The sequence below is a fragment of the Limnobacter sp. MED105 genome, assembly GCF_000170915.1.
Taxonomy (GTDB): Bacteria; Pseudomonadota; Gammaproteobacteria; order Burkholderiales; family Burkholderiaceae_B; genus Limnobacter.
The window spans coordinates 184,129-208,643 of sequence record NZ_ABCT01000005.1; the positions used below are offsets into that span (position 1 = coordinate 184,129).

Annotated in this window: 22 protein-coding genes; 12 read left to right on the plus strand and 10 right to left on the minus strand. The window is 53.5% G+C overall.

Annotated features, from left to right (window positions below; translation table 11 throughout):
* The first annotated feature begins 13 nt into the window (after positions 1–13).
* Complete coding sequence (hemL, locus tag LMED105_RS07190; RefSeq protein WP_040512642.1) at positions 14–1,309, plus strand: glutamate-1-semialdehyde 2,1-aminomutase; 1,296 nt, start codon at positions 14–16, stop codon at positions 1,307–1,309.
* A 55-nt stretch (positions 1,310–1,364) separates the two neighbouring features.
* On the opposite strand, the gene LMED105_RS07195 is transcribed toward hemL, so the two are convergent.
* Together LMED105_RS07195 and LMED105_RS07200 are read right to left on the minus strand one after the other, a co-directional pair.
* Positions 1,365–1,769: an MAPEG family protein gene (locus LMED105_RS07195; RefSeq protein ID WP_040512746.1), complete on the minus strand. Its 405-nt coding sequence runs from the start codon at positions 1,767–1,769 to the stop codon at positions 1,365–1,367.
* A 96-nt stretch (positions 1,770–1,865) separates the two neighbouring features.
* Positions 1,866–3,368, minus strand: coding sequence for a deoxyribodipyrimidine photo-lyase (locus LMED105_RS07200; RefSeq protein ID WP_008249745.1), 1,503 nt, complete (start codon positions 3,366–3,368; stop codon positions 1,866–1,868).
* Between the two features lie 96 nt (positions 3,369–3,464).
* On the opposite strand from LMED105_RS07200, the gene LMED105_RS07205 reads away from it, so the two are divergent.
* Genes LMED105_RS07205 through LMED105_RS07230 form a run of 6 tightly spaced genes read left to right on the plus strand, consistent with a single transcriptional unit; the run spans position 3,465 to position 8,074 of the window.
* Entirely contained in the window at positions 3,465–4,049 is a 585-nt protein-coding gene (locus LMED105_RS07205; protein ID WP_008249747.1) for a YqgE/AlgH family protein, read from the plus strand.
* 3 nt (positions 4,050–4,052) lie between these two features.
* Positions 4,053–4,487, plus strand: a complete 435-nt coding sequence (ruvX, locus tag LMED105_RS07210) for a Holliday junction resolvase RuvX (protein ID WP_008249749.1) — start codon at positions 4,053–4,055, stop codon at positions 4,485–4,487.
* Entirely contained in the window at positions 4,484–4,990 is a 507-nt protein-coding gene (pyrR, locus tag LMED105_RS07215) for a bifunctional pyr operon transcriptional regulator/uracil phosphoribosyltransferase PyrR (RefSeq protein WP_008249751.1), read from the plus strand. The genes ruvX and pyrR overlap by 4 nt, the downstream gene beginning before the upstream one ends.
* Entirely contained in the window at positions 4,987–5,958 is a 972-nt protein-coding gene (locus LMED105_RS07220; RefSeq protein WP_008249753.1) for an aspartate carbamoyltransferase catalytic subunit, read from the plus strand. Before pyrR ends, LMED105_RS07220 begins: the two co-directional genes overlap by 4 nt.
* Before the next feature lie 28 nt (positions 5,959–5,986).
* The gene (locus LMED105_RS07225) at positions 5,987–7,303 is read left to right on the plus strand and encodes a dihydroorotase (protein WP_008249756.1); all 1,317 of its coding nucleotides are present in this window, start codon (positions 5,987–5,989) and stop codon (positions 7,301–7,303) included.
* Positions 7,304–7,315: 12 nt separating this feature from the next.
* Entirely contained in the window at positions 7,316–8,074 is a 759-nt protein-coding gene (locus tag LMED105_RS07230) for a 1-acyl-sn-glycerol-3-phosphate acyltransferase (RefSeq protein WP_008249758.1), read from the plus strand.
* A gap of 2 nt (positions 8,075–8,076) precedes the next feature.
* Here LMED105_RS07230 and LMED105_RS07235 read toward each other — a convergent pair whose 3' ends face one another.
* Complete coding sequence (locus tag LMED105_RS07235) at positions 8,077–8,922, minus strand: symmetrical bis(5'-nucleosyl)-tetraphosphatase (RefSeq protein WP_008249760.1); 846 nt, start codon at positions 8,920–8,922, stop codon at positions 8,077–8,079.
* A 123-nt stretch (positions 8,923–9,045) separates the two neighbouring features.
* Between LMED105_RS07235 and LMED105_RS07240 the strand changes: the two genes are divergently transcribed.
* The 4 genes from LMED105_RS07240 (at position 9,046) to LMED105_RS07255 (ending at position 12,333) form a co-directional block, all read left to right on the plus strand.
* A complete protein-coding gene (locus tag LMED105_RS07240; RefSeq protein WP_008249761.1) occupies positions 9,046–10,437 on the plus strand; it encodes a phosphomannomutase/phosphoglucomutase in 1,392 nt (463 codons plus the stop codon).
* Positions 10,438–11,004, plus strand: a complete 567-nt coding sequence (locus LMED105_RS07245) for a DUF1415 domain-containing protein (protein ID WP_008249763.1) — start codon at positions 10,438–10,440, stop codon at positions 11,002–11,004.
* A 331-nt stretch (positions 11,005–11,335) separates the two neighbouring features.
* Positions 11,336–11,986 (plus strand): 7-carboxy-7-deazaguanine synthase, encoded by a 651-nt coding sequence (queE, locus tag LMED105_RS07250; RefSeq protein ID WP_008249765.1) that lies wholly within the window; start codon positions 11,336–11,338, stop codon positions 11,984–11,986.
* On the plus strand, positions 11,983–12,333 hold the full coding sequence (locus LMED105_RS07255; protein ID WP_008249767.1) for a 6-carboxytetrahydropterin synthase: 351 nt from the start codon (positions 11,983–11,985) through the stop codon (positions 12,331–12,333). The genes queE and LMED105_RS07255 overlap by 4 nt, the downstream gene beginning before the upstream one ends.
* A 272-nt stretch (positions 12,334–12,605) precedes the next feature.
* Here LMED105_RS07255 and LMED105_RS16240 read toward each other — a convergent pair whose 3' ends face one another.
* The 7 genes from LMED105_RS16240 to LMED105_RS07290 all read right to left on the minus strand — a co-directional run bounded on the left by LMED105_RS16240 (position 12,606) and on the right by LMED105_RS07290 (position 23,838).
* The gene (locus tag LMED105_RS16240; RefSeq protein ID WP_008249769.1) at positions 12,606–15,002 is read right to left on the minus strand and encodes a bifunctional diguanylate cyclase/phosphodiesterase; all 2,397 of its coding nucleotides are present in this window, start codon (positions 15,000–15,002) and stop codon (positions 12,606–12,608) included.
* Positions 14,999–16,423, minus strand: a complete 1,425-nt coding sequence (locus tag LMED105_RS07265; RefSeq protein ID WP_008249770.1) for a methyl-accepting chemotaxis protein — start codon at positions 16,421–16,423, stop codon at positions 14,999–15,001. Before LMED105_RS07265 ends, LMED105_RS16240 begins: the two co-directional genes overlap by 4 nt.
* Positions 16,424–16,520: 97 nt before the next feature.
* Positions 16,521–17,261, minus strand: a complete 741-nt coding sequence (locus LMED105_RS07270; protein WP_040512761.1) for a pseudouridine synthase — start codon at positions 17,259–17,261, stop codon at positions 16,521–16,523.
* Between the two features lie 346 nt (positions 17,262–17,607).
* The gene (locus tag LMED105_RS07275; protein WP_008249774.1) at positions 17,608–20,664 is read right to left on the minus strand and encodes an efflux RND transporter permease subunit; all 3,057 of its coding nucleotides are present in this window, start codon (positions 20,662–20,664) and stop codon (positions 17,608–17,610) included.
* Positions 20,665–20,669: 5 nt separating this feature from the next.
* A complete protein-coding gene (locus tag LMED105_RS07280; protein ID WP_040512645.1) occupies positions 20,670–21,716 on the minus strand; it encodes an efflux RND transporter periplasmic adaptor subunit in 1,047 nt (348 codons plus the stop codon).
* Positions 21,713–23,104, minus strand: coding sequence for a TolC family protein (locus LMED105_RS16245; RefSeq protein WP_008249782.1), 1,392 nt, complete (start codon positions 23,102–23,104; stop codon positions 21,713–21,715). The genes LMED105_RS07280 and LMED105_RS16245 overlap by 4 nt, the downstream gene beginning before the upstream one ends.
* A 68-nt stretch (positions 23,105–23,172) precedes the next feature.
* Positions 23,173–23,838 (minus strand): TetR/AcrR family transcriptional regulator, encoded by a 666-nt coding sequence (locus LMED105_RS07290; RefSeq protein ID WP_008249789.1) that lies wholly within the window; start codon positions 23,836–23,838, stop codon positions 23,173–23,175.
* A 162-nt stretch (positions 23,839–24,000) separates the two neighbouring features.
* On the opposite strand from LMED105_RS07290, the gene LMED105_RS07295 reads away from it, so the two are divergent.
* On the plus strand, positions 24,001–24,515 hold a 515-nt coding region (locus tag LMED105_RS07295), incomplete at its 3' end, for a response regulator transcription factor (RefSeq protein WP_008249791.1).

The window sequence follows — 24,515 nt, forward strand, 5'->3', positions numbered from 1 at the left end:
TGGAGTTTCAAGAATGAGTAGTCAGGAAGTGAGCCAAAACGAAGTGCTGTTTGAACGTGCTCAGAAAACAATTCCCGGTGGTGTGAATTCGCCTGTGCGCGCATTCCGTTCGGTGGGCGGTACACCCCGTTTCTTCAAGCGTGCCAATGGTCCCTATGTGTGGGATGCCGATGACAAACGCTACATTGATTACATTGGCTCTTGGGGCCCTGCCGTGTTGGGTCATGCGCACCCTGAAGTAATCAAGGCCGTGCAAGACGCCGCAGTGGGTGGCTTAAGCTTTGGTGCACCCACCGAGGGTGAAATCGTGATGGCAGAAACATTGTGCGACATGTTGCCTTCACTGGAACAGGTTCGCTTGGTGAGTTCTGGCACTGAGGCCACCATGAGCGCCATTCGTTTGGCGCGTGGCTTCACCGGCCGCGACACCATTGTGAAATTTGAAGGTTGTTACCACGGCCATGCAGACAGCTTGCTGGTGAAAGCGGGGTCCGGTTTGCTGACCTTCGGCAACCCAACCTCGGCAGGTGTGCCTGAAGATTTCGCCAAGCACACCCGTGTGCTGGACTACAACAATGTGGAGCAACTGCACGAGTTGTTCAAAGCCAGCGGCAGCAGCATTGCCTGTGTCATCGTTGAGCCGGTTGCGGGCAATATGAATTTGATCAAACCCACCCGCGAATTTCTGAATACCTTGCGCGAATTGTGCACCCAGCACGGCGCAGTCTTGATATTTGATGAAGTGATGACCGGTTTTCGTGTGGGGCCTCAAGGTGTGCAGGGCGTGTATGGCATTACGCCCGACTTGACCACCTTGGGTAAAATTATTGGTGGTGGCATGCCCATGGGTGCTTTCGGTGGTCGCAAGGACATTATGGCGTGCATTGCACCCCTCGGCCCTGTTTATCAAGCGGGTACCTTGAGCGGCAACCCGGTTGCAGTGGCAGCAGGTTTGACCACCATGTGTTTGTTGAAGCAGGAAGGCTTTTACGAGAAGCTGGAAACCCAAACCCGCAAATTGGTTGAAGCGTTTAACCAGGTGGCCTATGCCCACGGCGAAACCTTTTGTGCAGACAGCATTGGTGGCATGTTCGGCATTTACTTCAGCGAGAAAGTGCCCACCGGTTTTGCGGAAGTAAGTGCATCGAACCGTGATCGTTTCAACAAGTTTTTCCATGCAATGCTGAATGCAGGTGTGTACCTGGCACCTTCGGCTTACGAGGCAGGGTTTGTATCTGTAACACACGACGATACCGTGATCGAGGCCACCAAGGTGGCCATCGACAAAGCGTTTGCTGCGATTCAGTAAAAAAAACCGCCTTGGCTACAAACCAAGGCGGTTTTTTTGATTCTCGTGTAGCCGCTTAACAGACCAGCAAATACACCATGTACAGCGTAATAAACACCTGAAGCAAGAAGAATGTGGCTCGCAGGAACACCTGAATGAACGAAGTACCGCTGATGTGTACCACGCTTTGCGCAATGCGAGCATAGAGTACGAAGGCAGCCAAAGCATTGATAGCCTCAACCTCACCCATCAGCCCGGCCATGGCCACAACACCCGCGAATACCGGAAAGTTTTCCAGACAGTTCAGGTGCGCTGATTTTGCGCGTTGCAAGAACAACGGGTCGGTGGATTCTTTGCCACGCTCCCAGCTGTCGATACGTTTTTGGCCTAGCAAGGCTTGTGGCACGCGAGGTAGGGCGTAGAACAATGCCAGAACCAGAATCCAGCCGGCGTAAAGCAATACGGTGGTGTAAGCGTTCACTGTTTTGTCTCCTTCTTGTATGGGGTTAAGTGATGAAAATTCACCGCTGATTATGGGTGAAGGCACATGCACTGACCATCATAAGTTCGGACAAAATCAATCTTCCTTTGCTTTCTTCACGACCGAATAACGTTCAAGTGTTTTCTTTCGGGCCACATCGTGTTCAACCACGGGCCGTGGGTAGGTTTCACCCAGTACCACACCCGCCATTTGCAACTCAAAGGGCGGGCACTCGGCCGGGTTGTGAATGTATTTGTTGGACAGTTTGGCCAGCTCTGGGCAGTACTTGCGAATAAATTTGCCGTCCGCATCGAATTTCTCGGACTGGCTGTACGGGTTGAAAATGCGGAAATAAGGTTGTGCATCGCAACCGCTGCTGGCTGCCCATTGCCAGCCACCGTTGTTGGCTGACAGGTCAAAGTCGTTCAAGTGCTCGGCAAAGTACTTCTCGCCCCAGCGCCAGTCTAGCCCTAGGTCTTTGGTCAAAAAGCTGGCGGTCACCATGCGCAACCTGTTGTGTTGAAAACCGGTTTGGTTCAATTGACGTTGCGCGGCGTCCACCAGTGGGTAGCCTGTTTTGCCTTCGCACCACGCTTTGAACAGGCGTTGTGCTTTTTCGTCGGCGTCCCATTGAATTTGATCATATTCAGGCTTGAATGCCTTTTCGGCCGCATCGGGGCGGTGGTAAATGATCTGGAAATAAAAATCGCGCCAGATCAGTTCATTCAACCAACCCATCGCGCCTTCGCTGCCATCGAATTTAAACCGGTCATAGGCTGCTTTGGCCAATCTGCGAATGGAAATGGTGCCGAAGCGATTGTGCACACTCAGGTAGCTCACGCCTTTGATGGCGGGGAAGTCGCGCGCCACTTTGTATTTGTCCATGCGGTTGAGAAAGTCCTCAAAGGCATCCAGCGCACCTTCCTCGCCAGGCTTGATCATGTCCAGCAAATTCGTACGTTTGAATCCCATGTGGTCCAGACTGGGTGCGGTCAAATTGGAATCTTTGGCCAGTGATCCCACTCGTGCTTCGCTGGGGTAGGGCGTCAGGTGAAATGCGTCCAGTTTTTTCAGGCAAGCATTCTTGAAGGGTGTGAACACGCTGAAAAACTTGCCTGCTTGGGTCAGCACTTCATCTTCTTCAAAGATGGCCTGGTCTTTGAAGCGAAACAATTCAATACCTTTGCCCTGCAGGGTTTTGCCCACGGTGATGTCACGGTGAATGGCTGCGGGTTCATAGTCTTTGTTGGTGAACACCGCCTGTACGCCCAGTTTCGTCGCCAAATCCGGAATTGCTGTTTCGGCATGGTCATACATCAGGTGCAGATCGCCCCCAAAGCCTTGCAGCTTTGTTTTCAGGGCCATGCAGCTTTCCCAAATAAACTCCACCCGTCGGTCTGCCTTGTTGGGCAAGGCATCCAGAATGGTTTTGTCGTACACGAACACGCAATGCACCTGTTCGCAGTGCTTGAGCGCGTAAAACAGGGCTGCGTTGTCGTGGGTGCGCAGGTCGCGCCGAAACCACATCAAGCCCTTGCTGTACCGGCCCGGCTTGGGTTGAGTGGACAGTGGGTGGTTTTCCAGAAGTGAAGCAGGCATGGGAACAACTTAAATTTGGGTTGGTCTGTGCGCTTTAAGGCGGGTAGAGGAACGCCCACCCGCTTTTGCACAGTTAAAAGGCATTACAATTTTGGCATGAGCGAGACCGAAATTTCCACTCCCGATGAATTTAGCTTGTCCGGTCAGTTGTTGATCGCCATGCCGAACATGCTCGACCCCAGTTTTGCAGGGTCTGTGGTGTATTTGTGTGAACATTCCGGCAAGGGTGCCATGGGCTTGGTCATCAACCGGCCCACTGATCTGGACATTGAAAGTTTGCTGGAAAAAATCAATGTGGATGTAGCGGGTTACATGCCAGCCCATTTCCCGGTGATGATGGGCGGCCCTGTTGCGGCTGAACGTGGTTTTGTGTTGCACACCGAGCCTTTGAACTGGAATTCATCGCTGAAAGTGAACGATGAAATTTCCCTGACCACCTCTCGCGACATTCTTGAAGCTGTGGCCCGCGGCGAAGCGCCGGGCAAATGGCTGATCACCCTGGGTTATGCTGGCTGGGGCGAAGGGCAGCTAGAAGAGGAGCTTGCTCAAAACGCCTGGCTCACCGTGCCCGCCAATCATGAAATATTGTTCGACACACCTTTGGAAGAACGCTTTGCAAGCGCCTACGCCATGTTGGGTATCGACCCCGCTTTGATGAGCGGCGCTGCGGGGCATGCTTAATCAATGACCAAGCCCGTACAATCGCCTAAGCCCACGCAGTACCTGGCGTTTGATTTCGGTTTGAAGCGAATTGGCGTTGCATTTGGCAACTCCTTGACCAAAACCGCCAGTGGCATTGCAGTGGTTGAAGCACAAAATGATGAGCAACGTTTTGCAAAAATTGAAAGCCTGGTCAAGGAATGGCAGCCCGAGGGCTTGGTCGTAGGCGTACCCCGTCAGCCCGATGGCGCTGACAATGAACTGACCACCCGCTGTGAACGGTTTGCCCGGCAGCTGGAAGGCCGCTTTGCCTTGCCTTGCGCCATGGTGGACGAGCGATACACCAGCGCAATTATTGAAAGCTGTATGGGAGGCAAGGCCGCCCGCGAGAACAAAGGCCGAGTCGACATGGGCAGTGCCTGCCTGATTCTGGAACAATTTTTTCTGGAGGGACGATGAGCCTGCCAAACCCCGAAGCCTTGTATGCCCGCTTGCGCGATCAAATTGAAAAAGCATTTCCAGACCGTTCCGAACTGGGACTGATTGGCGTGCACAGCGGTGGCGCGTGGATTGCCGAACGTTTGCATGCCGATTTGGGTTTTGCCTTGCCCTGTGGTTTTCTGGACAGTGCTTTTTACCGCGACGATTTTTCAGAACGCGGTCTGAAAGAGGCGCCCAAGCCCGCCGAGGTGCCTTTCGAAGTTCAGGGCCGTACCATTTTGCTGGTAGACGATGTGTTGTACACGGGCCGAACCACCCGCGCCATCGTGAACCACTTGTTTGATTTTGGCCGACCCGCAAAAATTGAGCTGGCTGTGTTGCTGGACCGGGGCGGGCGCGAACTGCCCATTGACGCACAGTACGTGGGCAAGCACTTGCCGCTCAAACCCAATGAAGCGTTTGTATTGACCCAAGATGATCAAGGTGCTTTCCGCCTGGAGCTGGAGGTAAAACCAAATTGAATAACCCCCAACTGAACGCCGCAGGTGAGCTGATTCACCTGTTGAGTATTGAAGGGCTGCCCAAGGCGATGATTCATCGCATTCTGGACACGGCAGAATCGTTTTTGTCGGTGACCGATCGCGAGGTAAAACAAGTGCCGCTGTTGCGCGGCAAGTCAGTCTTCAATGTGTTTTTTGAGAATTCCACCCGTACCCGCACCACATTCGAGATTGCGGCCAAACGTTTGTCGGCTGATGTGGTGAATTTGAACATTGGTTCATCTTCGACCAGCAAGGGTGAATCGCTGATCGATACCATTGATAACCTGGCTGCCATGTCTGCAGACATGTTTGTGATGCGTCATTCTGAAAGTGGTGCGCCTACCTTCATGGCCCAGCATTTAAACCGCACCAGTGGCGGCACCATTCATGTGATCAACGCGGGCGACGGGCGGCATGCGCACCCCACGCAGGCTCTACTCGACATGTACACCATCCGCCATTACAAGCAAGACTTCACCAAGCTGCGTGTGGCCATTGTTGGCGACATTCTACACAGCCGCGTTGCGCGTTCCGACATTCATGCCCTTACCACTCTGGGGTGCCCAGAGGTTCGTGCCGTGGGGCCCAGCACCTTGCTGCCCAGCCACCTCGACAACATGGGGGTGCGTGTTTATCACGACCTTGTGGAAGGCATTAAAGATTGCGACGTGATCATCATGTTGCGATTGCAGAAAGAACGCATGACAGGGGCTTTGATCCCATCAGCGCAGGAATATTTCAAACACTTCGGGCTGACTGAAGAAAAACTGCGCCATGCCAAACCCGACGCCATTGTGATGCACCCGGGCCCCATGAACCGGGGCGTTGAAATTGATTCGGCGGTGGCTGATGGGCCGCAAAGCGTAATTTTGAATCAGGTTACATTTGGAATTGCCGTGCGCATGGCAGTCATGAGTATTCTGGCTTCGTCCAGCAAAAGCGCTTGACGTGAATTTGCCCCATAAAGGAAAAACAATGCGAGTGTTGATTTCTGGCGGACGTGTAATTGACCCCAGCATCGGTGCCGATGCAATCATGGAGGTGGCTGTGGCTGCAGGTCGTGTGGTGGCGGTGGCCCCCAAAGGCGAAATGCCAGCCGACTTTGCGCCCAGCAAAACCATTGATGCCACCGGCCTTTGGGTGTTGCCCGGCTTGGTGGACTTGTCGGCACGCCTGCGTGAGCCGGGTTATGAATATCGCGCCACCCTGGAAAGTGAAATGGAAGCGGCCATGGCTGGCGGAATTACCTCGCTGGTGTGTCCACCCGATACTGAGCCTGTGCTGGACGAGCCTGGTTTGATCGAGATGTTGAAGTTCAAGGCACGCCAGTTGAACCTGGCCAAGGTCTACCCACTGGGTGCCCTGACCACGGGTTTGAACGGCGAAACGCTGACTGAAATGGCCGAACTTACCGAAGCGGGTTGTGTGGGTTTTAGTCAGGCTGAGTCGCCCATTCGCGATTTACGCGTGTTGCTGCAAGCCATGAAGTACGCTCGCAACTTTGGTTTCACCGTATTTTTGCGCCCCACCGAGCCCAACTTCAGCAAAGGGGGGGTGGCTCATGCAGGTGCCTATGCATCGCGCATGGGTTTGAGCGGCATTCCGGTCATGGCTGAAACCATTGCCCTGCAGGCTTATTTTGAGCTGGTTCGGTCTACTGGCACGCGCATGCACATTTGCCGAATCAGTTCAGCCAAAGGCATTGAACTGGTTCGCCAAGCCAAGTCAGAAGGTTTGCCTGTCACTTGCGATGTGGCGATTCACCACGTACACCTGACTGATCTGGACATCGGCTTTTTCGACCCCAATGCGCACCTGATTCCCCCCTTGCGTGAACAGCGAGATCGCGACGCCATTCGCGCCGGTTTGCTTGATGGCACCATTGATGCGATTTGTTCCGACCACACACCAGTCGACGACGATGCGAAGCTGTTGCCTTTTGCGGAAAGCGAAGCTGGCGCAACCGGGCTGGAGCTGCTGCTGACTTTGGCTGTGAAGTGGATGCGTGAGCAAAACGTGCCCCCCGCACGAATTGTTGAGTTGTTGTGTGGCAACCCCGCCGACATTATCAAGGTGCAAGCAGGTAGTTTGCGCACGGGCATGCCGGCTGACTTGTGCCTGTTCAACCCCGAGGTGGATTGGGTGGTGGGCGAGGCCAGTTTGATCAGCCAGGGCAAGCACACGCCGTTCAATGGTTTTCCCATGCAGGGCAAAGTGCAACTGACCATGGTGAATGGCAACGTGGGCTACAGCAGCCTTGAAAAAAGCAAAATGAAAGTGCTTGCAGCATAAGGTTAATAAAAAATGCGCAAAGCCTGGATGTTGGTTCGCCTGCTTACCCACCTGCTGTACGGTTTTGTGGTGGCTTTGGTGTTTTGGCCCTTGTTCAGCAAGGCCATGAAAGAGGCGATCGAGAAGCGTTGGGCCCGCCAGTTGCTGGGTATTTTGAATGTGCAGGTGAAGGTGGTGTATGAATCGCCTGAATCGAATTACGCCATTCACAAGCCCTGTTTGCTGTACAGCACGCATGTGTCCTGGCTGGATATTTTTGCGTTCAACAGCATTCACCCGGTCACCTTCATCGCCAAATCTGAAATATCCAAATGGCCCATCGGTGGCTTGCTGGCCAAGCGAAGCGGCACTCTGTTTATTGAGCGGGGCAAGCGACATGCCGTTCGCGACGTGATTCACGCTGCTGTCAAAGTGTTGGCTACCGGGCGTTGCGTGGCTGTGTTTCCGGAAGGAACAACCGGGCCTGGAGATGCACCCTTACATTTTCACAGCAATTTTGTGCAACCCGCCATTCAGGCCAAGGTGCCTTTGTTGCCGGTCAGCCTGCAGTACTTCACACCGGATGGAAAATTTTCTTCACAGCCGGCTTTCATTGGCGAACAAACCTTGTTGGAGAACATCAAGGTGTTGATGAACAGCAAAACCGGGTTTGTGGTGCAGTTGTACATTCACGCGCCGATCAACACCGACGGACGCACGCGGCATGAGCTCAGCGATGAAGCACACGAAAAAATACGCGCACTGTGTGGCAGTACCAGCGCGCTTGTTTGAGATCAGGGAATGGTAGGCAAGGGCGGCTCGACCGCCTCAACCTGAATGATGACCTCATCTTCCAGGCGAAGCGCAGTCAGCTGACCGCCCCACACGCAACCCGTGTCCAGGCAATAGCCGGCCTTGTTCTTAATCTGGCCCAGGGTTGACCAATGGCCGAACACAATCGGCCCCTCGGCTGAACACGCACGTTCAAGCTCGAACCAGGGTTTGAGTTCGGGCGGCGCATCCGCTGGCTCCAGTTTGTATTTGAAATCGATTTTGCCGTCGTCGCGAACCATGCGCATGCGGGTGAACACATTCACGATGAATCGCAGGCGATCAAACCCCTGAAGCTCGGGGTCCCAGCGATTGGGTTTGTTGCCGTACAGTGCGGCCATGAAGGCTTGCCAATCGGATCCAGAAAGCACTGCTTGGACTTCACTGGACAACGCCAATGCGTCCTCAAAACTCCATTGCGGCAAAATGCCGGCATGCGTTAGTAGTGCTTGATCCACGGTGTTTTGGGTACGCGGCAAACGAAGGGCCAAGGGTTGGCTTCGCAGCCAGTTCACCAATTCTTCGCCATCGGGCGCATGCACCACTTCGGCGATGGTGTCGCTTTCATGGCTGCGACCACTGTTGCACCACAAGGCCAGCAGGTGCAAATCGTGGTTGCCCAGCACGGTGTGGGCTTGTTGACCCAGGTTGCGCACATAGCGCAGTGTGTCCAGTGAGCGGGGCCCACGGTTGACCAGGTCGCCAGCAAACCACAGCACATCCACTTCAGGGTTGAACTGAACTTTGTCCAGCAGTTTGTGCAGGGAATCGAGACAACCTTGAACGTCGCCAATCACATAGTTGGCCATATTGAAAACAAACCAAAACAACGAAAGTAGTATTATGCCTTGAGTCTGTGTATTCAACGCATTCAGTTCGATAAGGCACTTGCGTTCCCCATTTTCTATTTTGACTATTTCAGGTATTCACCCATGAGCATTTCTCCCTCTATTTTCAAAGCCTATGACATTCGTGGCATTGTGGACGACACTTTGACCGAAGACGCTGCCTACTGCGTGGGCCGTGCTTTGGGGCAGCTGGCATTGAGCCGCGGCAAGAACGAGGCGGTAGTAGGGCGCGATGGGCGCTTGAGTGGTCCACGCCTGTGCGGCGCATTGGCTGATGGTTTTCGGGATGCTGGTGTGAATGTGGTGGATGTGGGCATGGTGGCCACTCCGCTGGTTTATTTTGCAACTTTTTTACTTGGCAATGGCACCGGGGTGCAGGTTACCGGCAGCCACAACCCGCCGCAATACAACGGCTTGAAAATGATGGTGGCCGGTGAAACACTGTATGGCGACACCATTCAGGGCTTGTTGAAATGGATTCAAACCGAGAAGCCTGTGCGTGGCGTGGTGCCCGGTGTGCAGCGTGGCAGCTACCGGGAACTCGATGTATGGCCTGATTACCTGGGCAACATCCTGGGGCACATCAAACTGGCACGCCCCATGAAAATTGCTGTGGATTGTGGCAACGGTGTGGCGGGTGCCTTTGCAAAAACCTTGTACGAAGCCTTGGGTTGCGAGGTGACCGAGTTGTTTTGTGAAGTGGATGGCAACTTTCCCAACCACCATCCCGACCCTGCTCACCCTGAGAACCTGCAAGACCTGATTGCCTGCGTGAAAAACGGTGATGCTGAAATTGGTTTGGCTTTTGACGGTGACGGTGACCGCCTGGGCGTGGTGACCAAAGACGGCGAAATCATTTACCCCGATCGACAGCTGATTTTGTTTGCACGCGATGTGATCGCGCGCAACCCTGGTGCCATGGTGATTTACGACGTGAAGTGCACACGCCACGTGGCCAAGGCTGTGAAGGCTGCTGGTGGTGAGCCACTGATGTGGAAAACAGGCCATTCGCTGATCAAGGCCAAACTGAAAGAAACCGGCGCACCACTGGCGGGCGAAATGAGTGGCCACGTGTTTTTCAAGGAACGCTGGTTTGGGTTTGATGATGGTTTGTACGCTGGCGTGCGTTTGCTTGAAATTTTGTCGCGAGGCAGTGACCCCAGCGCTGAACTGAATGCCTTGCCCAATTCTTCGAGTACCCCTGAATTGCAGTTGCAAACTGCCGAAGGTGTGAACTTCGACATCGTGAAACGCTTGCAGGCTGAGGGCAAATTTCCAAGCTCGGAATCGGTCAATACCATTGATGGTGTACGAGCCGAGTATGCAGATGGTTTTGGGCTGGCGCGCCCGTCCAATACAACGCCAGTGGTTGTGATGCGTTTTGAGGCCGACAGCGACACTGCACTGGCCCGTATTCAAGGTGAGTTCAAGGCTGCCATTTTGGCGGTGGCCCCCGATGTGAAGTTGCCCTTTTAAATGGCTCAGGCAACTGATCTTGAAATTGTTGAGGCCACCCGCCGCTGGGTAGAGCAAGTGGTGGTGGCTTTCAATTTGTGCCCCTTTGCCAAGCGCGAATTGATGAAAGAACGTGTGCGTTTTGTGGTGAGCAAATCCACAGACGAAGCCACTTTGCTGGATGAACTGGCCCATGAGTTGGCTTTGCTGAATGTGGACCAAGCGGTGGAGACCACCCTGCTGATTCATCCGCAGGTGTTGCAGGATTTTTACCAGTACAACGATTTTCTGGAAGCGGCAGACGAGTTACTGGTCGACATGGACCTGGAAGGTGTTTACCAGGTGGCCAGCTTTCACCCTGATTATCAGTTTGGCGGGACCGAGCCAAACGATGTTGAAAATTACACCAACCGTTCGCCCTATCCCATGCTGCATTTGTTGCGTGAAGACAGCTTAAGCCAAGCCATCGACAATTATCCCGAGGTGGATTTAATTCCCGAGCGGAACATTGAATGCATGAATGAGCAGGGTCTTGAAAAAATGCAGTCGCTGCTGGCGGCGTGTTTAAAAGAGGCAAGCGAGAAATAAACAACACGATCCGGAAATTGGATGTTTTGTTCTAATTGGGCTCTTTGCTTACAAGCGTTCACCGGAAAGCAAAGCGGTGATTATATTTCGCGGTTTTTGAGTTTTTACTCTAGTCAAAAACCTTGGATGTAACTCTGGAGTTTCGAGGAAAGCCTCGAAAAATGGACTTGCAGGCAATTACGACTGCTTGCAAACTGTGGGTTCACATCCCTCCTCTTTTGCTTCTGAGGTTTGCCCGGTTAACCATATCGGGCATTTTTTTTGCCCTTTTTCTGGGCACACTTTCTCAATTCAAGTAGCATTGCGCCTGTAACAAACAAGCGAAATTGCCGTGGCCACTTACACCGTCAAAGAGATGTTTTATACCCTGCAAGGCGAAGGTGCCCAAGCGGGTAGAGCGGCTGTGTTTTGCCGTTTTGCCGGCTGCAATTTGTGGACGGGTCGCGAAGAAGACCGAGCCACAGCCGTGTGCAAATTTTGCGACACTGATTTCGTAGGCACCGACGGCGTGGGTGGTGGAAAGTTCAAGGACGCTGTTGCCCTGGCCCAGGCCATTGCAGACACGTATCAAGGTGGCCTTGGCACCGCAAAGCCTTATGTGGTGTTCACCGGTGGCGAGCCCACCTTGCAACTCGATTCTGCGCTGATTGACGCTGTACATGCGCAAGGGTTTGAAATTGCGATTGAAACCAATGGCACCCTGCCTGTGCCAGAGGGCGTGGACTGGATTTGTGTCAGCCCCAAGTTTGGTAGCGAACTGGTGCAAACCCGTGGGCATGAATTGAAGGTGGTGGTGCCGCAATTGGGCCAGGATTTAAATGCATTGGGGCAACTGCAGTTTGACCATTATTTTGTGCAAGCCATGGACGACACTGACCCCGCAAAAAAAGCCAAAAACATGCAGGCAGCCATACAAACCTGCCTGAACAAACCGCAGTGGCGTTTGAGTGTACAAACCCACAAAGTTATTGGAATGCCATGAAAGTTTTTAAACAATTTACCTTCGATGTGGCACACCAGTTGCCCGATTGGCCAGGGTTGCACGGCCACAGCTACACCGCAGAGGTGTGGTTTGAAGGCCCTGCCACCGATGGTTATGTGGTGCCTGAAAGCTTGTTGACCCAACATGTGGGCGCGGTACACAAGCGGCTGGACCATTCTTATTTAAACGAGTTTATTGAATTACCCACTTCAGAAAACATTGCCCGCTGGATTTGGGATCAGCTTCGCCCGGTGGGGCCCTTGATCAAAGTGAAGGTGTTTCGCGGATCGATCGGGTTTGGGGTTGAGTTTGACCTTGAGGACGCGAAGGCGGAAGGCAGGGCGTAAGCTGCCTTGGTCTACAGCCACCTCGGCGGGGTTGCCGAGATATCGCCAACTCGACGGGGTTGCCAGATTCCGCACAGAAAACCGCTTAATCCCTTGTTGAATTAATTCTTGCTCACCGAGCTCGGCAAAAAACATAGCCGAGTCTCGGTGTTGGCTGTTCGCCAAACGCTACGAATGAATTCACAAGGGGCGGTTTTCTTGAATGTGCGGAACAGGCAAACCCAAGCCGATTGGGCGATTGAGAAGGCAGCGAGAGATCGGAATCCAAGCTGTCACGCCAGAATTTTCTTCGCCTTGTCGCTTGTAATTTGCTGGGCCCACACAAACTGGCGCGAATCATCGGCAGTCATCGGCCGGGCCAAGCCAAAACCTTGCAGTTCAAGCACACCCGACTCAATCAGGAAGTCACGTTGCTCCGCGGTTTCAACGCCTTCAGCCACCACACCCAAGCCCAACGCCTGTGCCATGGCCAACACGGTACGCGACAAAATCACACTGTCTGCCTTGTTGGGCAGGTTGCTGACAAAGGATCGGTCCAGCTTGATGGACTGAACCGGCATGCGATGCAGGGTTGCCAGCGATGAATAACCTGTGCCGAAGTCGTCAATCGACAAGGAAACGCCCAACTCATGCAGGCGGTTCAGATCGTGCAATACAGTTTCCTGGTTTTGCATCAACACGGTTTCAGTCAATTCAAGTTCCAGCAGTTTGGGGGGCAAGCCGGTCAGTTTAAGTACCTTTTCAACCGTGCTGCAGAGCTTGCCGTCCAGCAGTTGAATGCCAGATACATTGACTGAAACACTGATCGGGTTGTTCAGTTTCTTGTTGGTGTCCTTCAGCCATTTGCAGGCCTTGCGCATCACCTGCTCGCCCATCGGAATGATTAAGCCCGTTTCCTCGGCGATCGGAATGAACTGGGCTGGGGGAATCAATTCACCCGTGCGCGAACGCATGCGCGCCAGAGCCTCAACCGAACAAATCGAGCCATTGGCGCTGAAGCGTGGCTGGTAGTGCAATTCAATGCGGTCATGCAAAATGGCATCGTGCAAATCATTTTCCAGATCAACCTTGGTTTGCAGGGTTGCACTCATATTGGCATGGAACACGCGCACCGTATTTTTGCCCGCCTGTTTCGCTTGGTACATGGCGATATCGGCGTGTTTCAGCAGGCCCTCGACATCGGTGGCGTCGGTGGGGAACAGGGCCACGCCAACCGAGGCACCCACATAAATTTTCTTCTCGCCCAACTCAAACGGTTTTTTGCTGACCGCATCCACCACCTTTCGACCCACATTGAACGCGGTGTCCTGATCGGCAATATAAGGCAGGGTGATTACAAACTCATCGCCCGACAAGCGGGCCACAATGTCTGAACTGCGGACCACGCTACGCAAACGTTTGGATACGGCAATCAACAAGTCATCGCCACGGTCATGACCCAGCGTGTCGTTCACTGCTTTAAAGCCATCGAGATCGATGAACAAAAGGCCAAGCTTGAAATCCTGCACCTGGTCATTGCCCAGCAGCTCTTGGAGTGTTTGCGACAATGCCAAACGGTTGGGCAAGCCTGTCAGCGGATCGTGCGTGGCTTGATGCCGCATTCGGCTTTCATTGCGTTTGATTGAGCTGATGTCGGTGAAGAAAATCGAAATCAGTTCATCGCTTGGATAAGCTTTTACCTGGTACCACATCTCGTTGGCAGGGTCCTGCCATTGGAATGTTTCAGGCTGCATGCTGCCCTTGGCCTGGTTCACATATTTGAACAAAGGGGTTTTCTTCAAATGTGGTGCGCGTTCCCACACCATGCGGCCCAGAAGCAGCGGTGCGGTTTTGCCCAGCAGCTCGGCTCCTTTCTCGTTCAGGTAATTCACATAGCCGTTCATGTCGATGGCGAAAAAGGCATCGTCCATCGACTCAAGAATGTTGTTGATTCGTTCTTCACTTTTCAACAGCGCTTCTTCAAGATGAATGTTGCTTGAGCGTCCAATCAGCAAGATGTCCGCACCAATGCAGGCGGCAGTCCAGTCAAAGTACACCACATCATTGAAAGTGTTGCGCAAGCGAAAGGATCCATCTGTGGAACCCGTTTGGTATTTCACCTGGTCGAGCAGTCGCTTGAATTGGCCCACATCGGTGCGAAATACCAGGTTGGCCGCATCCAGATTTTCCAGTTGCGCGCTGGTTTGTCCTAAAAACTCTTCCAGAGAGGGACTCAGTTTTTTGATGCGTCCTTTGTCATCAACATTCAACAGCACACTGGTGGGAGTTTTCTGATCGGCGCTGTCGGAGGTCTCAAGTCGTTGCTCGGGTGTATTGACGGGAGGTACAAGGGCTGGCGGTTGGGCGTGCTTGGCATTTTGTTCCTGAAGCACGCCAAATTCGCCGTGTGCCAGCATTTGCAAACGCAGCCATTGTTCATTGACTTTCACATGGCCAGTCCAGCCCTGTTGTCGGAGCAGCGCGTTGGACAGTGCGCGGTAAATGGCCATGCCATACCGGTTAACGATCAATTCACTACCCGACTTGAATCCCAGCTCTTGCCGGAACAGTTTGCTGGCAGCGATGAGGCTTAATTCGTCGGTCACGTGTCCCAACAGGGCATAACGCGAGGTTCCGCTGTCCAGCAGTTCGTTGATCAGCGGATCGTCAAGAACATTGCTCAGGCTCATACATCAAACCTCGAGAGCCGTTTTTCCATTTCACGCATCAGTTCATCGGAGCGCAAAATGGTTTGTACTGTGCTGCCCAACGTGCGAAAGGCACTTTCCGTGCGCGCCTGCATGCCTTCCATGGCACCGAGTACTTCCCAACCTTGGCGTTGGTTGCCGTGGCCGTTTTCCACCCATTGGTGCGTGGCCCGGTCAATCGATACCAGTTGATTTTCAATGGCGCTCAGGCCGCTTTTCAGCACATCCATTCTGGCCATGAATCCGTTGGTGCGTTCGTTCAGGCTGTCCAGCGTGCCCAGTGTCGTTTGCAGTTGCTGTGCTGCAGCGGGGGACAATTCTTTCTGGAACTCTTTGTGCAAGGTCTGAATTTGCTGGCTGGAATCAAAGGCCTGTTTGCTGATGCGTTGCAATTGCTCCAGGGATTGATTCAGTTCATTGAGCAGATCAAAACTGTCCTCAGTCACCTTCTTGGACAGTTCGGCGGTGCTTTGTCCAATTCGGGTTTGGTTACCCAGACTTTGAACAAAGTCGCGCAGTTTTTTGGAGGCCTGTGAGCTGTCTTCCATTTGCTGGGTGTTGTCTGCGCCCAGTTCTTTCGCAATTTGCGACAGCTCGCGAATGTCTGCCCGAAGCATTTTGAAAGCAGCCACCACAAATGCCATGTTGTCTGCATAGTCATTGAACACTTGCCCCATGGGCGACATGCGGCCTTGCTCATCGGTTTGAGCACGCACACGCAGGTTGATTCCTTTTTCCTTGTCCAGGTAAGCCAGCAGTTTTGCACTTTCTTCTGCAGCCAAGGCATGTTGTCGAAGTGTTTGCGCAATCACCGACAGCAGTAACACGGCCACGGCCACATAAAAGCCATGCAGGGCCACAGCGGGCATGCCCGAGAACGGCCCCCGAAATACATAGCATTCGAAACCCGCTTGTTGAAGCATGTCGAACACAATGTGATGAATCACGATAAACAAGCCCATGCTGAGAAGGGGGCGTGTATCGCGGTAAGCCAGCATCACAGGGAGTAACATGAAAAAGCTGAAATGGTATTCAAGCAAACCGCGCGCGATGTGTACATGCAAGGCACCCATGCCAACCAGCAGCGCAGCGTTGATGTGCATGGTCAATGGTTGGCCAGCGTGCCAGCGGGTAATTGCCAGACTACCTAAAAACAGCGGAATGCCCCAACCCAGGGCTTGGGCTACATTGTTGTAGGCAATGCCCTCGAGCGTGGCAAACATCAGGCAGGCAAAACTGACTACCACGCAAAGCCAGTCGGCGTTGATCCGGATTGATGTGAAATCAGTGGCGTTGGGTGCCGCGCCAGAGAGCCGGCTTAAAAACGTAAAAAACCCTTGCGAGGGTAGCTGCACTGGGGCGTGGGAAGTTTGCTGGTTCAGGGCCGAGTGCTGGGCATGCATGATGAATTCTCGAATGTAACTTTTTCCAAATGTTAAATTCGAGAATACTGGAAGTCATTTGTAATCAATCACCTGAATAGAGTGGATTTTCACCCCTTCAGAATCGTTCTTCCGGCGTCAACAAGCGCCACTGCCCCACTGGCAGGTCGCCCAGCATTACACGGCCAATTCGAACGCGTTTCAACCCCACCACTTTCAGGCCCACGATTTCGCACATGCGGCGAATTTGTCGTTTTTTGCCTTCGTTCAAAATAAAGCGAAGTTGATCTTCGTTTTGCCAGCTGACGCGGGCGGGTTTCAGGGCTTCACCATCCAGGCTCAAACCATAGCGCAGCATTTCAAGCCCACGGTCAGTCAATTCGCCTTCGACCCGCACCAGGTATTCTTTTTCCACCGTGCTGTTGGCGTCAATCAGTTGTTTGGCAATGCGGCCGTCTTGGGTCAGCACGAGCAAGCCGGTGGAATCAATGTCCAGGCGACCTGCTGGCGCCAGGCCTTTCAGCATGGCGGGTTGGAATGGCGTGGATGTTTTACGATCAGCCTGGTTTTCAAGGCTCAGGCATTCCATGGCAGCTTTGTAGCGCCCCTCGGGCTGGCCGGACACCACGCCAATCGGCTTGTGGTACAAAATGGTGACCTGTTTGCCCAGTACATTCTTGGCACGTGCATCCAGATCAATGGTGACCGTGGGCAGCACTTTGGCACCCAGCTCATCGACCACTTTGCCGTTCACTCGCACCCAACCATTCTCGATCAGGTAATCGGCTTCCCGGCGGGAACACAAACCCTTGGCCGCCATGATCTTGCTTAGCCGTTGTGGCTCGAACGGATCGAGCATGTCCAGTGTGTTCGTGCCGGTGACCTTGCTGCGGCGCGGGCGTGCCGTACCAGCGGCAGGGGCCACCGGTGCGCTGCGCATGGCGGCGCGGTTGCGGTCGGGTTTGGCAGTGACGGCGGCTTTGCCAGCCGCTGCACTGGGGCGTCCACGGCCTGTGGATGCGGAACCCGCAGCCGGTTTGGCTGCGGTTGCTGATTTGGTTCGGTTACTGGGGCGTGCGGGTGGGCCGGAACGGCCCGAGTCGCCACTGCGGCCTGCGCTGCCGTTGCGGCCTGCGGGTTTTTTCATGATTTCAGGATGTCCTCTTGCATTGAGGGCGTATTGTAGGTGAAATCAAGGGCTTAGGCTATGTTCTCTGCAAGTCGGGTGGCAAGAGCTTGTAAAGCACCGGCGTAACCAGGCGACCAATGAAGGTGGAAGAAATAAGCCCGCCAATAATCACCCAGGCCATGGGCGAGTACAGCCCGCCACCTTGCAGCGCCAGTGGCATCAAGCCGCCCACGGCGGTGGCACTGGTCAGCAGAATCGGCAGGAATCGGATACGGCCTGCTTCTTCGATGGACTCATCAAGCCCTTTGCCTTCTTCACGCAACTGGTTGGTGAAGTCCACCAGCAAAATCGAGTTCTTGATTTCAATGCCGATCAGCGCAATGAAGCCAATCATCGCTGTGAAACTGAGCGAATTCCCTGTCAGGAACAGCATGACCATGCCACCTGTAACCCCTAGAGGAATTACGAACAAAACAATCAGCGTGCTTTTGAAACTGCCGAATTCCAGAACCAGAATGGCCAAAATGCCAAATACGGTAATCAGGATCGCAGTACCAAAACCGGCAAAGCTTTCCTGCCTGCTTTTAACTTCGCCAGCCATTTTGTATCGGTAACCAGTGGGCAAGCCCATTTCATCGATTTGTTTGGCAATTTCATTGCTGATCTTCTCGGTGTTGTAGCCAGTGCGTGTGTAAGCGGTCAGCAGCACGGCGCGTTCGCGGTCGAAGCGATAAATGCTGTTCAGGTTGTCATCCAGTTCAAGCGTGGTGAGTTGGGTCAGCGGTACTGCCTGGCCTGTGCGTGAAATCACATGGAAGTCGTCCAGCGCGCTTAGATTGCTGCGAACACCGGCAGGGCCACGCACACTGATGTCGTAGGCATCGCCGTTACTCTGGCGAATTTCACCTGCAAACGCACCTGCAATGGCAAGCCGCACAGCCTGGTCCAGCTCCGCTGAGTTCACACCCAGCAAACCCGCTTTTTCAAAATTCACTTTCAGGCGAAGGTCGCTGCGCCCGGTGCGCTGTGGGTTGTCCACGTTTTGTGTACCGGGATTGGCCAGCATGATGCGCTCAACCTGTGCAGACAATTCACGCAGCGTTTCTATTTCGGGCCCTACCAAACGGATGCCAATGGGTGCATCTATGGGTGGGCCATTTTCAAACTCACGCACAATCAGATTGGCGCCCGCAATTGTTTTCAGTTCATTGCGAATGTTGTCGAGCAGCTTGGGCGTGTCGTCGTTGTATTCCTTGAGTTGTACAAACAATTCACCCACGTTCGATTGTTTGTCTTGCTGAAACACGTTGTAATAAATTTGCGGGTTGCCCTCGCCCACGGTGGCCATGACCGCCGTAATTTCATCAAACTCCGAGAGCTTGTTTTCAACCTGTTTCACCACATTGTCGGTGGCAGTCAGGCTGGAACCCGGGGGCAGCCCCACCTCAATTACAAACTGCGGAGTATTGGCCTTTGGGAACAGCGACATGCCCATGAGGGGTGCCAGGCCCAGGCTGGCCACAAACAACACCAGTGATGCAGCCACCACGGTTTTGGGGGTTTGCAAGGCGCGGTGCAGCAGTGGGGTGTAAATTTTGTCGATCAAGCCCATCAGCTTTTGCAGCACGATATTGCCATGCTCATTTTCGTCTTTCTTCAGCACACGGCTGGCCAGAAACGGGATGATGGTCAATGCAACAAACAGCGATGCAATCACTGTAAATACCACGGCCACCGGCAAGGAGCGAATGAATTTTCCGGCGTTGTCTGGCAGCATCAACAAAGGCAGGAAGGCAAACAACAGGGTTGCAGTACAACCCACCACAGCAAGTGAAATTTGCTTGGTGGCCAGGCGTGCCGCATCCACACGGTTATAGCCCATGCGCAGGTAACGTGAAATGTTTTCAATCACCACGATTGAGTCGTCGACCAACAAGCCCAAGGCGACCACCAGGCCAGCAATTGAAAGCTGGTTCAATGAGAAGCCTGCATAGTACAAACAGGCCAAACCGGTGAGTAGCGACAAAGGCACACTGACCATCACAATGCCCGAGGCCCGCAAGCCCAGCGGCAACAGGGTGATCAGCACCAGTGTTACCGCCAGTGCGAAGTCGAAGGTGAGGCGATCAATGCGCTTTTCCACGTTTTTGTACTGCTCGAAACCGCGCTCCATTTTGATATTCGGAGGCAAGGTTTTCTCGAATTCGTCCGCTGTTTCCTGCAAGGCTTTTTGAGTCACAAAAATATTGCGTTCGTCTTTCTGGTTGGCAGTGACAAACACCGCACGCTGACCATTGAAGCGGGCCATGACTTCCTGATTTTCATAGTCCCACTGCACATCGGCGACATCGCCCACACGAACCAGGCGACCACCCAAATCACCGCCCGTGCCGGTGCCGGCAATCACGGTGTTTCTGATTTCTTCAACGCTGCGGTACTGGCCCGAGGTTTGCACGTTCAAACGGCGTGCGCCTTCCTCTACCGGCCCACCCGGAATGTTCAGTGACTCACCCTGAATGACACGCGCTACATCGGCTGCCTGTATTCCCAGTTCAGCCAGCTTTTTAAAGTTCAGGCTGACACGCACCTGTTGTTCGGGGTAGGCCCAGCTTTCGCTTTCGCGCACCGAGGATATACGCTCGAACGCCTCGGAAAGGTCTTCTGCATAATTGGCCAGGTCGGCATAACTTGCGGTTTCCGACACCAGTGAGTATTGAATGATGTTGGTGAAGCCGGGGTTGATTCGTTCAATTTCCAGCTTCTGTATGCCTGCGGGCAATTGGTCTCGAATGCTGTTGAGTTCGCGGTTGACTTCATCGAACTTTTTGTCGACATCGACTTCCGCATCGAAACGCACAAACACCACACCACCGCTGTTGCGCGACGTTGAAAGCATTTCTTTCAAGTCGTCCAGGCTGCGCAAAGCATCTTCAATCGGCTTGGCCACCTGCTGTTCCATTTCGCGCGGGTCGGCCCCGGGATAAATGACATTGATGCGAAATGCGCTGATGTCGAAATAGGGGTCTTCGGTTCTGGGAATGTTTTGATACGCGCTGATACCAATGGCAGTCAGCAGGAAAAAGATCACCAGCGTGAACTGGTAGTTCTTGATTGAAAAGTCCGAGAGTTTCATCTGGATTACTCCTGAACTTGCACGGTTTCACCGTCTTGCAGGTAGGCTGCACCGGTGCTCACCACGCGTGTGCCCTCGGGCAGTGCATCAATCAATGCAATTCGGTCACCTTGTATGAAAGCCACTGCAACAGTTTGGCGTTTCACAGTGTTGTCCGCTTGTACGGTGTAAATCCAGGCGGCTTTGTTGTCGCCCTCGACTACCGCCTCAATGGGTACGTAGCTGCGCGTGCCATTGAAGTTGGTGGGTTCAATGCGAGTTCGCCCCTGCATGCCCGATAAAAGATTCAGATTTTCATGGGCCGCTGTGTCTACCTCAACCAGCACGCCGTAGGTACCTGTGGCAGGGTCTGCGGCCTGGCTGAGTTCAATGACTTTTCCGGGCCATTGCACGCCGGGCAGTGCGTCGAATTGCACCTCGGCCTTGGCACCCAGCTGTATGTGCACAGCCTGCTTGTCAGCCAGGCTTGCCTTCATTACAAAGCCGCTACTTTTACTTCCAAGAAGTAATATCGGCTGGCCTGGCGATACCACCTCGCCCGTTTGCGCAAAACGCTTCAGCACCACGCCATTCGCCTGGGCCTGTATTTCAGCAGTTTGACTTGCAAACTGCGCTTGGCTAAGTTGTGCGCGCGCTGCTTGCGCTGCGGTCTCGAGGTTGTCGAGCTGCACTTTCGAGATGACTTCCTGGTCTCGCAGCAGTTTACCCCGTTGCAAGTCACGTTGGGCTTTCTCAAAGCCTGCGCTGGCCTGGCTGACGGCGGCATTCACGTCTTGTTTGTTCAGCGCAGCCAGCCGTTGGCCTTTCTCTACAGTTTCTCCTTCACGTACATTGATCCGTTCAATTACGCCGCCCACTTTAAAACTCAAACGGGTTTCGTCACGAAAGGCGCCAATGCCAGGCACTTCGATCAAACTTGCAGCCGGGCCGCTTTGTACGGCTTCGGTTTTCACCAAGCGGTACTCTACAGCCGGTGCTTCTTCGGGAGTGGCTGGGCCACAGGCTGCCAGAACCAATACGGAGACGATAGAAATAACGAGTGCGGGTTTCATGGTTGAGCTCCTTCCTGTGGGCTTGGCTCGGGAATGTTTCGGTTGTTGTACTGCCAAACAGCATGGTCAATTCGGGCTTGGTACACAGCAGTGACCAGGCCCAAACGTGCGCGTGTGGCACTTTGTTCAGCACTTAAAAATTCAATTTGTGTGGTCTCGCCTGCATCGCGTTTTCGTTCATTGATCCGCAGGCTTTCCTCGGATGCAGCTTGTTGGGCCATACGCGCCTGAATGCTGTCCAGTGACACCAGCAGATTTTCCTTGGCCTGCAATTTGGCCAGTTGAAGTTGGCGGTTCACTTGCCGTGCCCGAGCTTCAAGCGCCTGTACCTGAGCCCTGCTGCGTGCCACCTCACTGCTGCGAATGCCAGCATCTGCCAGGGTCCAGTTCAATACGACCGATGCACTAGCAAAGCCCGTGTTGGGGCCGGTGTTGTAGTCGCGCCCCTGGTAGCCACCTTCAATCGAATAACCCAGTGTGGGCTTGTAAGTCGCCCGGCTGGCATCCAGCTGGGCGCGTTGGGCGGCCAGGCTGCGTTCAAGCCGCGTGAGTGCGGGTGCCGGGGTATTGCCCTGTGTTTTCGGCGTGAGGTCATCCAGCAGGGTTTGTAGGGCACTGGGGCTCAGGTCTTCTTGTGGAAGTTCAACTGCGCTGTCGTTGGGCGCGTAGCGCAACAAGTTGAAATATTCGCGGGCCAGCAAGGCCTGCGTTTGAGCTTGGCGCAAGGCAACCTGAATTTCCAGCGTTTCGGCTTCGGCGCGTTTGGGGGCATCCAGTGTTGTTTCCCCTGCTTTGTACAGCACGGTGTTGATGCGTTCATTTTCTTTCAGTGTTCGCAGGCTGGCCTCAAGAATGGCGATTCTGGCCTTGGCCTGTGCATATTGCCAATAGGCGGTGTGCAGGTCGCGCACCAACTCTTCTTTTACCTGCAGTTGTGCGGCCTCTTGTGCGCCGACTGCTTGGGTTTGCGCTTGAAGTTGCTGGTCCAGTACAGGTTCGTAAATTGGGCCACGCACAATCAAACGGGTGTCTTGTTCGGTGGGGCGGAGCAGTGGAATAGACTGGTTTTCTACGGTCGGAAAGCGAGCGGCTTGCCCGGCGGCAACAGCCTGCGCATTCAATGTTGCGTACACAGGGTTAAGCAAATCCCCCGCCGGGAAATCGATGGTGCGGCCACCTTCGGCGACACTCGCGCGGGCCTGCAACGCAAGGCTGGGATAAAATCGCGCCCGCAAATTTTCAAGTCGCTGTCGTTCAGCTTCCACTTCAAAGCTGGCTTGCGCCAAAGCGGGGTTGTTGGCCATGGCTTGGCTCAAGTAATCGTCGAGTGGGGTGCCTGCCTCACTGGGTTGATGAAATTGAAAAGCCATCAACAGCAATGCAGCCATTAGACGTCTGTCAAATAAAGTGTAAAAAAAAGCGCCCCTTCTGTGGGCGCCTCTGCGATTGTGCGTGATCATTTTTTGCCTCCGCCATTGCGGTTGATCAGGGATTGCATGACCAGTTCGACCGCCTGGTTCATGAACGATTCTTTGCTGATGCCCATGCTGGCCATAAAGACTGCTTTGGTTTGTGCCAGTTGAATGGTGCCGTGAGTGAAACCCCACAAGGTGATGGAAATTTGCATGAGGTTGTCCAGGTCGGCACGTAGTGTTTTGTCTGCCATGCCCGTGGCCAATGCAAGCACCATTTCTTCGTGAACTTTCTGTCCGGCTTGAATCATCTCAAGCGTGGAGTTGCAGGGATCGTCAAAGGCCATGTCTGGTGAGGACGCTTCAAACCTGGACATGGCGGCGAAGTGCGTGGGGTACTCTTCTGAAAATTGCATGTAAGCATGCCCAATCGCGCGAATTTGAGCCTCGCCGGTGGCATGCTGTTTGCGCGCTGTTTCAAACATCTCGCGCAGTGTTCGCAAACCTCGAAGGCAAATGGCCAAATGCAAAGCTGCTTTGTCTTTGAAATACACGTACACCAATGCGCGCGACACCCTCGCTTTGCGTGCAACTTGATCCATGGTGGCTGAGTCAAAGCCTTTTTCAGAAAAAACAAGTTCAGCGGCGTCCAGAATTTCTTCCCGGCGGCGTTCCTTTTCCTCTTCGCGACGTTCGATAACATAGTTCATGAAATGGATGTTAGTTTAGTCATTGACACTATGTCAATGGTTTTTTGTCTCAGTACCTTGAAACGTCGATTTGAATTGATTTACCGAGTTTGTTTCCCGCACCGGTTGACCGGTTCGTGAATTAAAGTCAAATCATGGTGAATTGTTTCTGTGAGAAGCGCGGTGGTAAAAAAACTTGAAGGCCTGGAGCGGCAAGTGGTGTTTGTAATTGACGATCATCCGATTGTCAGTTTCGGATTGGTCGAAATGGTGAAGGACGTGGCACCCCACGCCCGCATTCGCCAGTTTTCGACTTTGAAGGAAGCTGCACGGCATGCCGTTGAAGAATTTCCTGCTTTGATCATCACAGATTTTCATTTGCGTGATGTTCAGGCTGAGACTTTCATTGGCCTGTTTGAAACATTGTTTCCGGAAATTCCGGTATTGATTACTGCAAATGACGACAAAGTCATGGGTCAGTTAAAGCGCCATCAGCTAGACCGGTTTATTGCATTTTCAAAGTTTACGCCCTTTGCAAAATTGATCGACCTCATCCGCGTGGGTTTAAGCAAGGCCAATATCGAACTGCTGCAAATACCAACTTTGTCAAAAGCACTCACTCACAAACAGGTTGAAGTGCTTGAATTGATTGGGGCAGGGCACAGCAACAAGGAGATAGCCACGCTTTTGAAGATCAG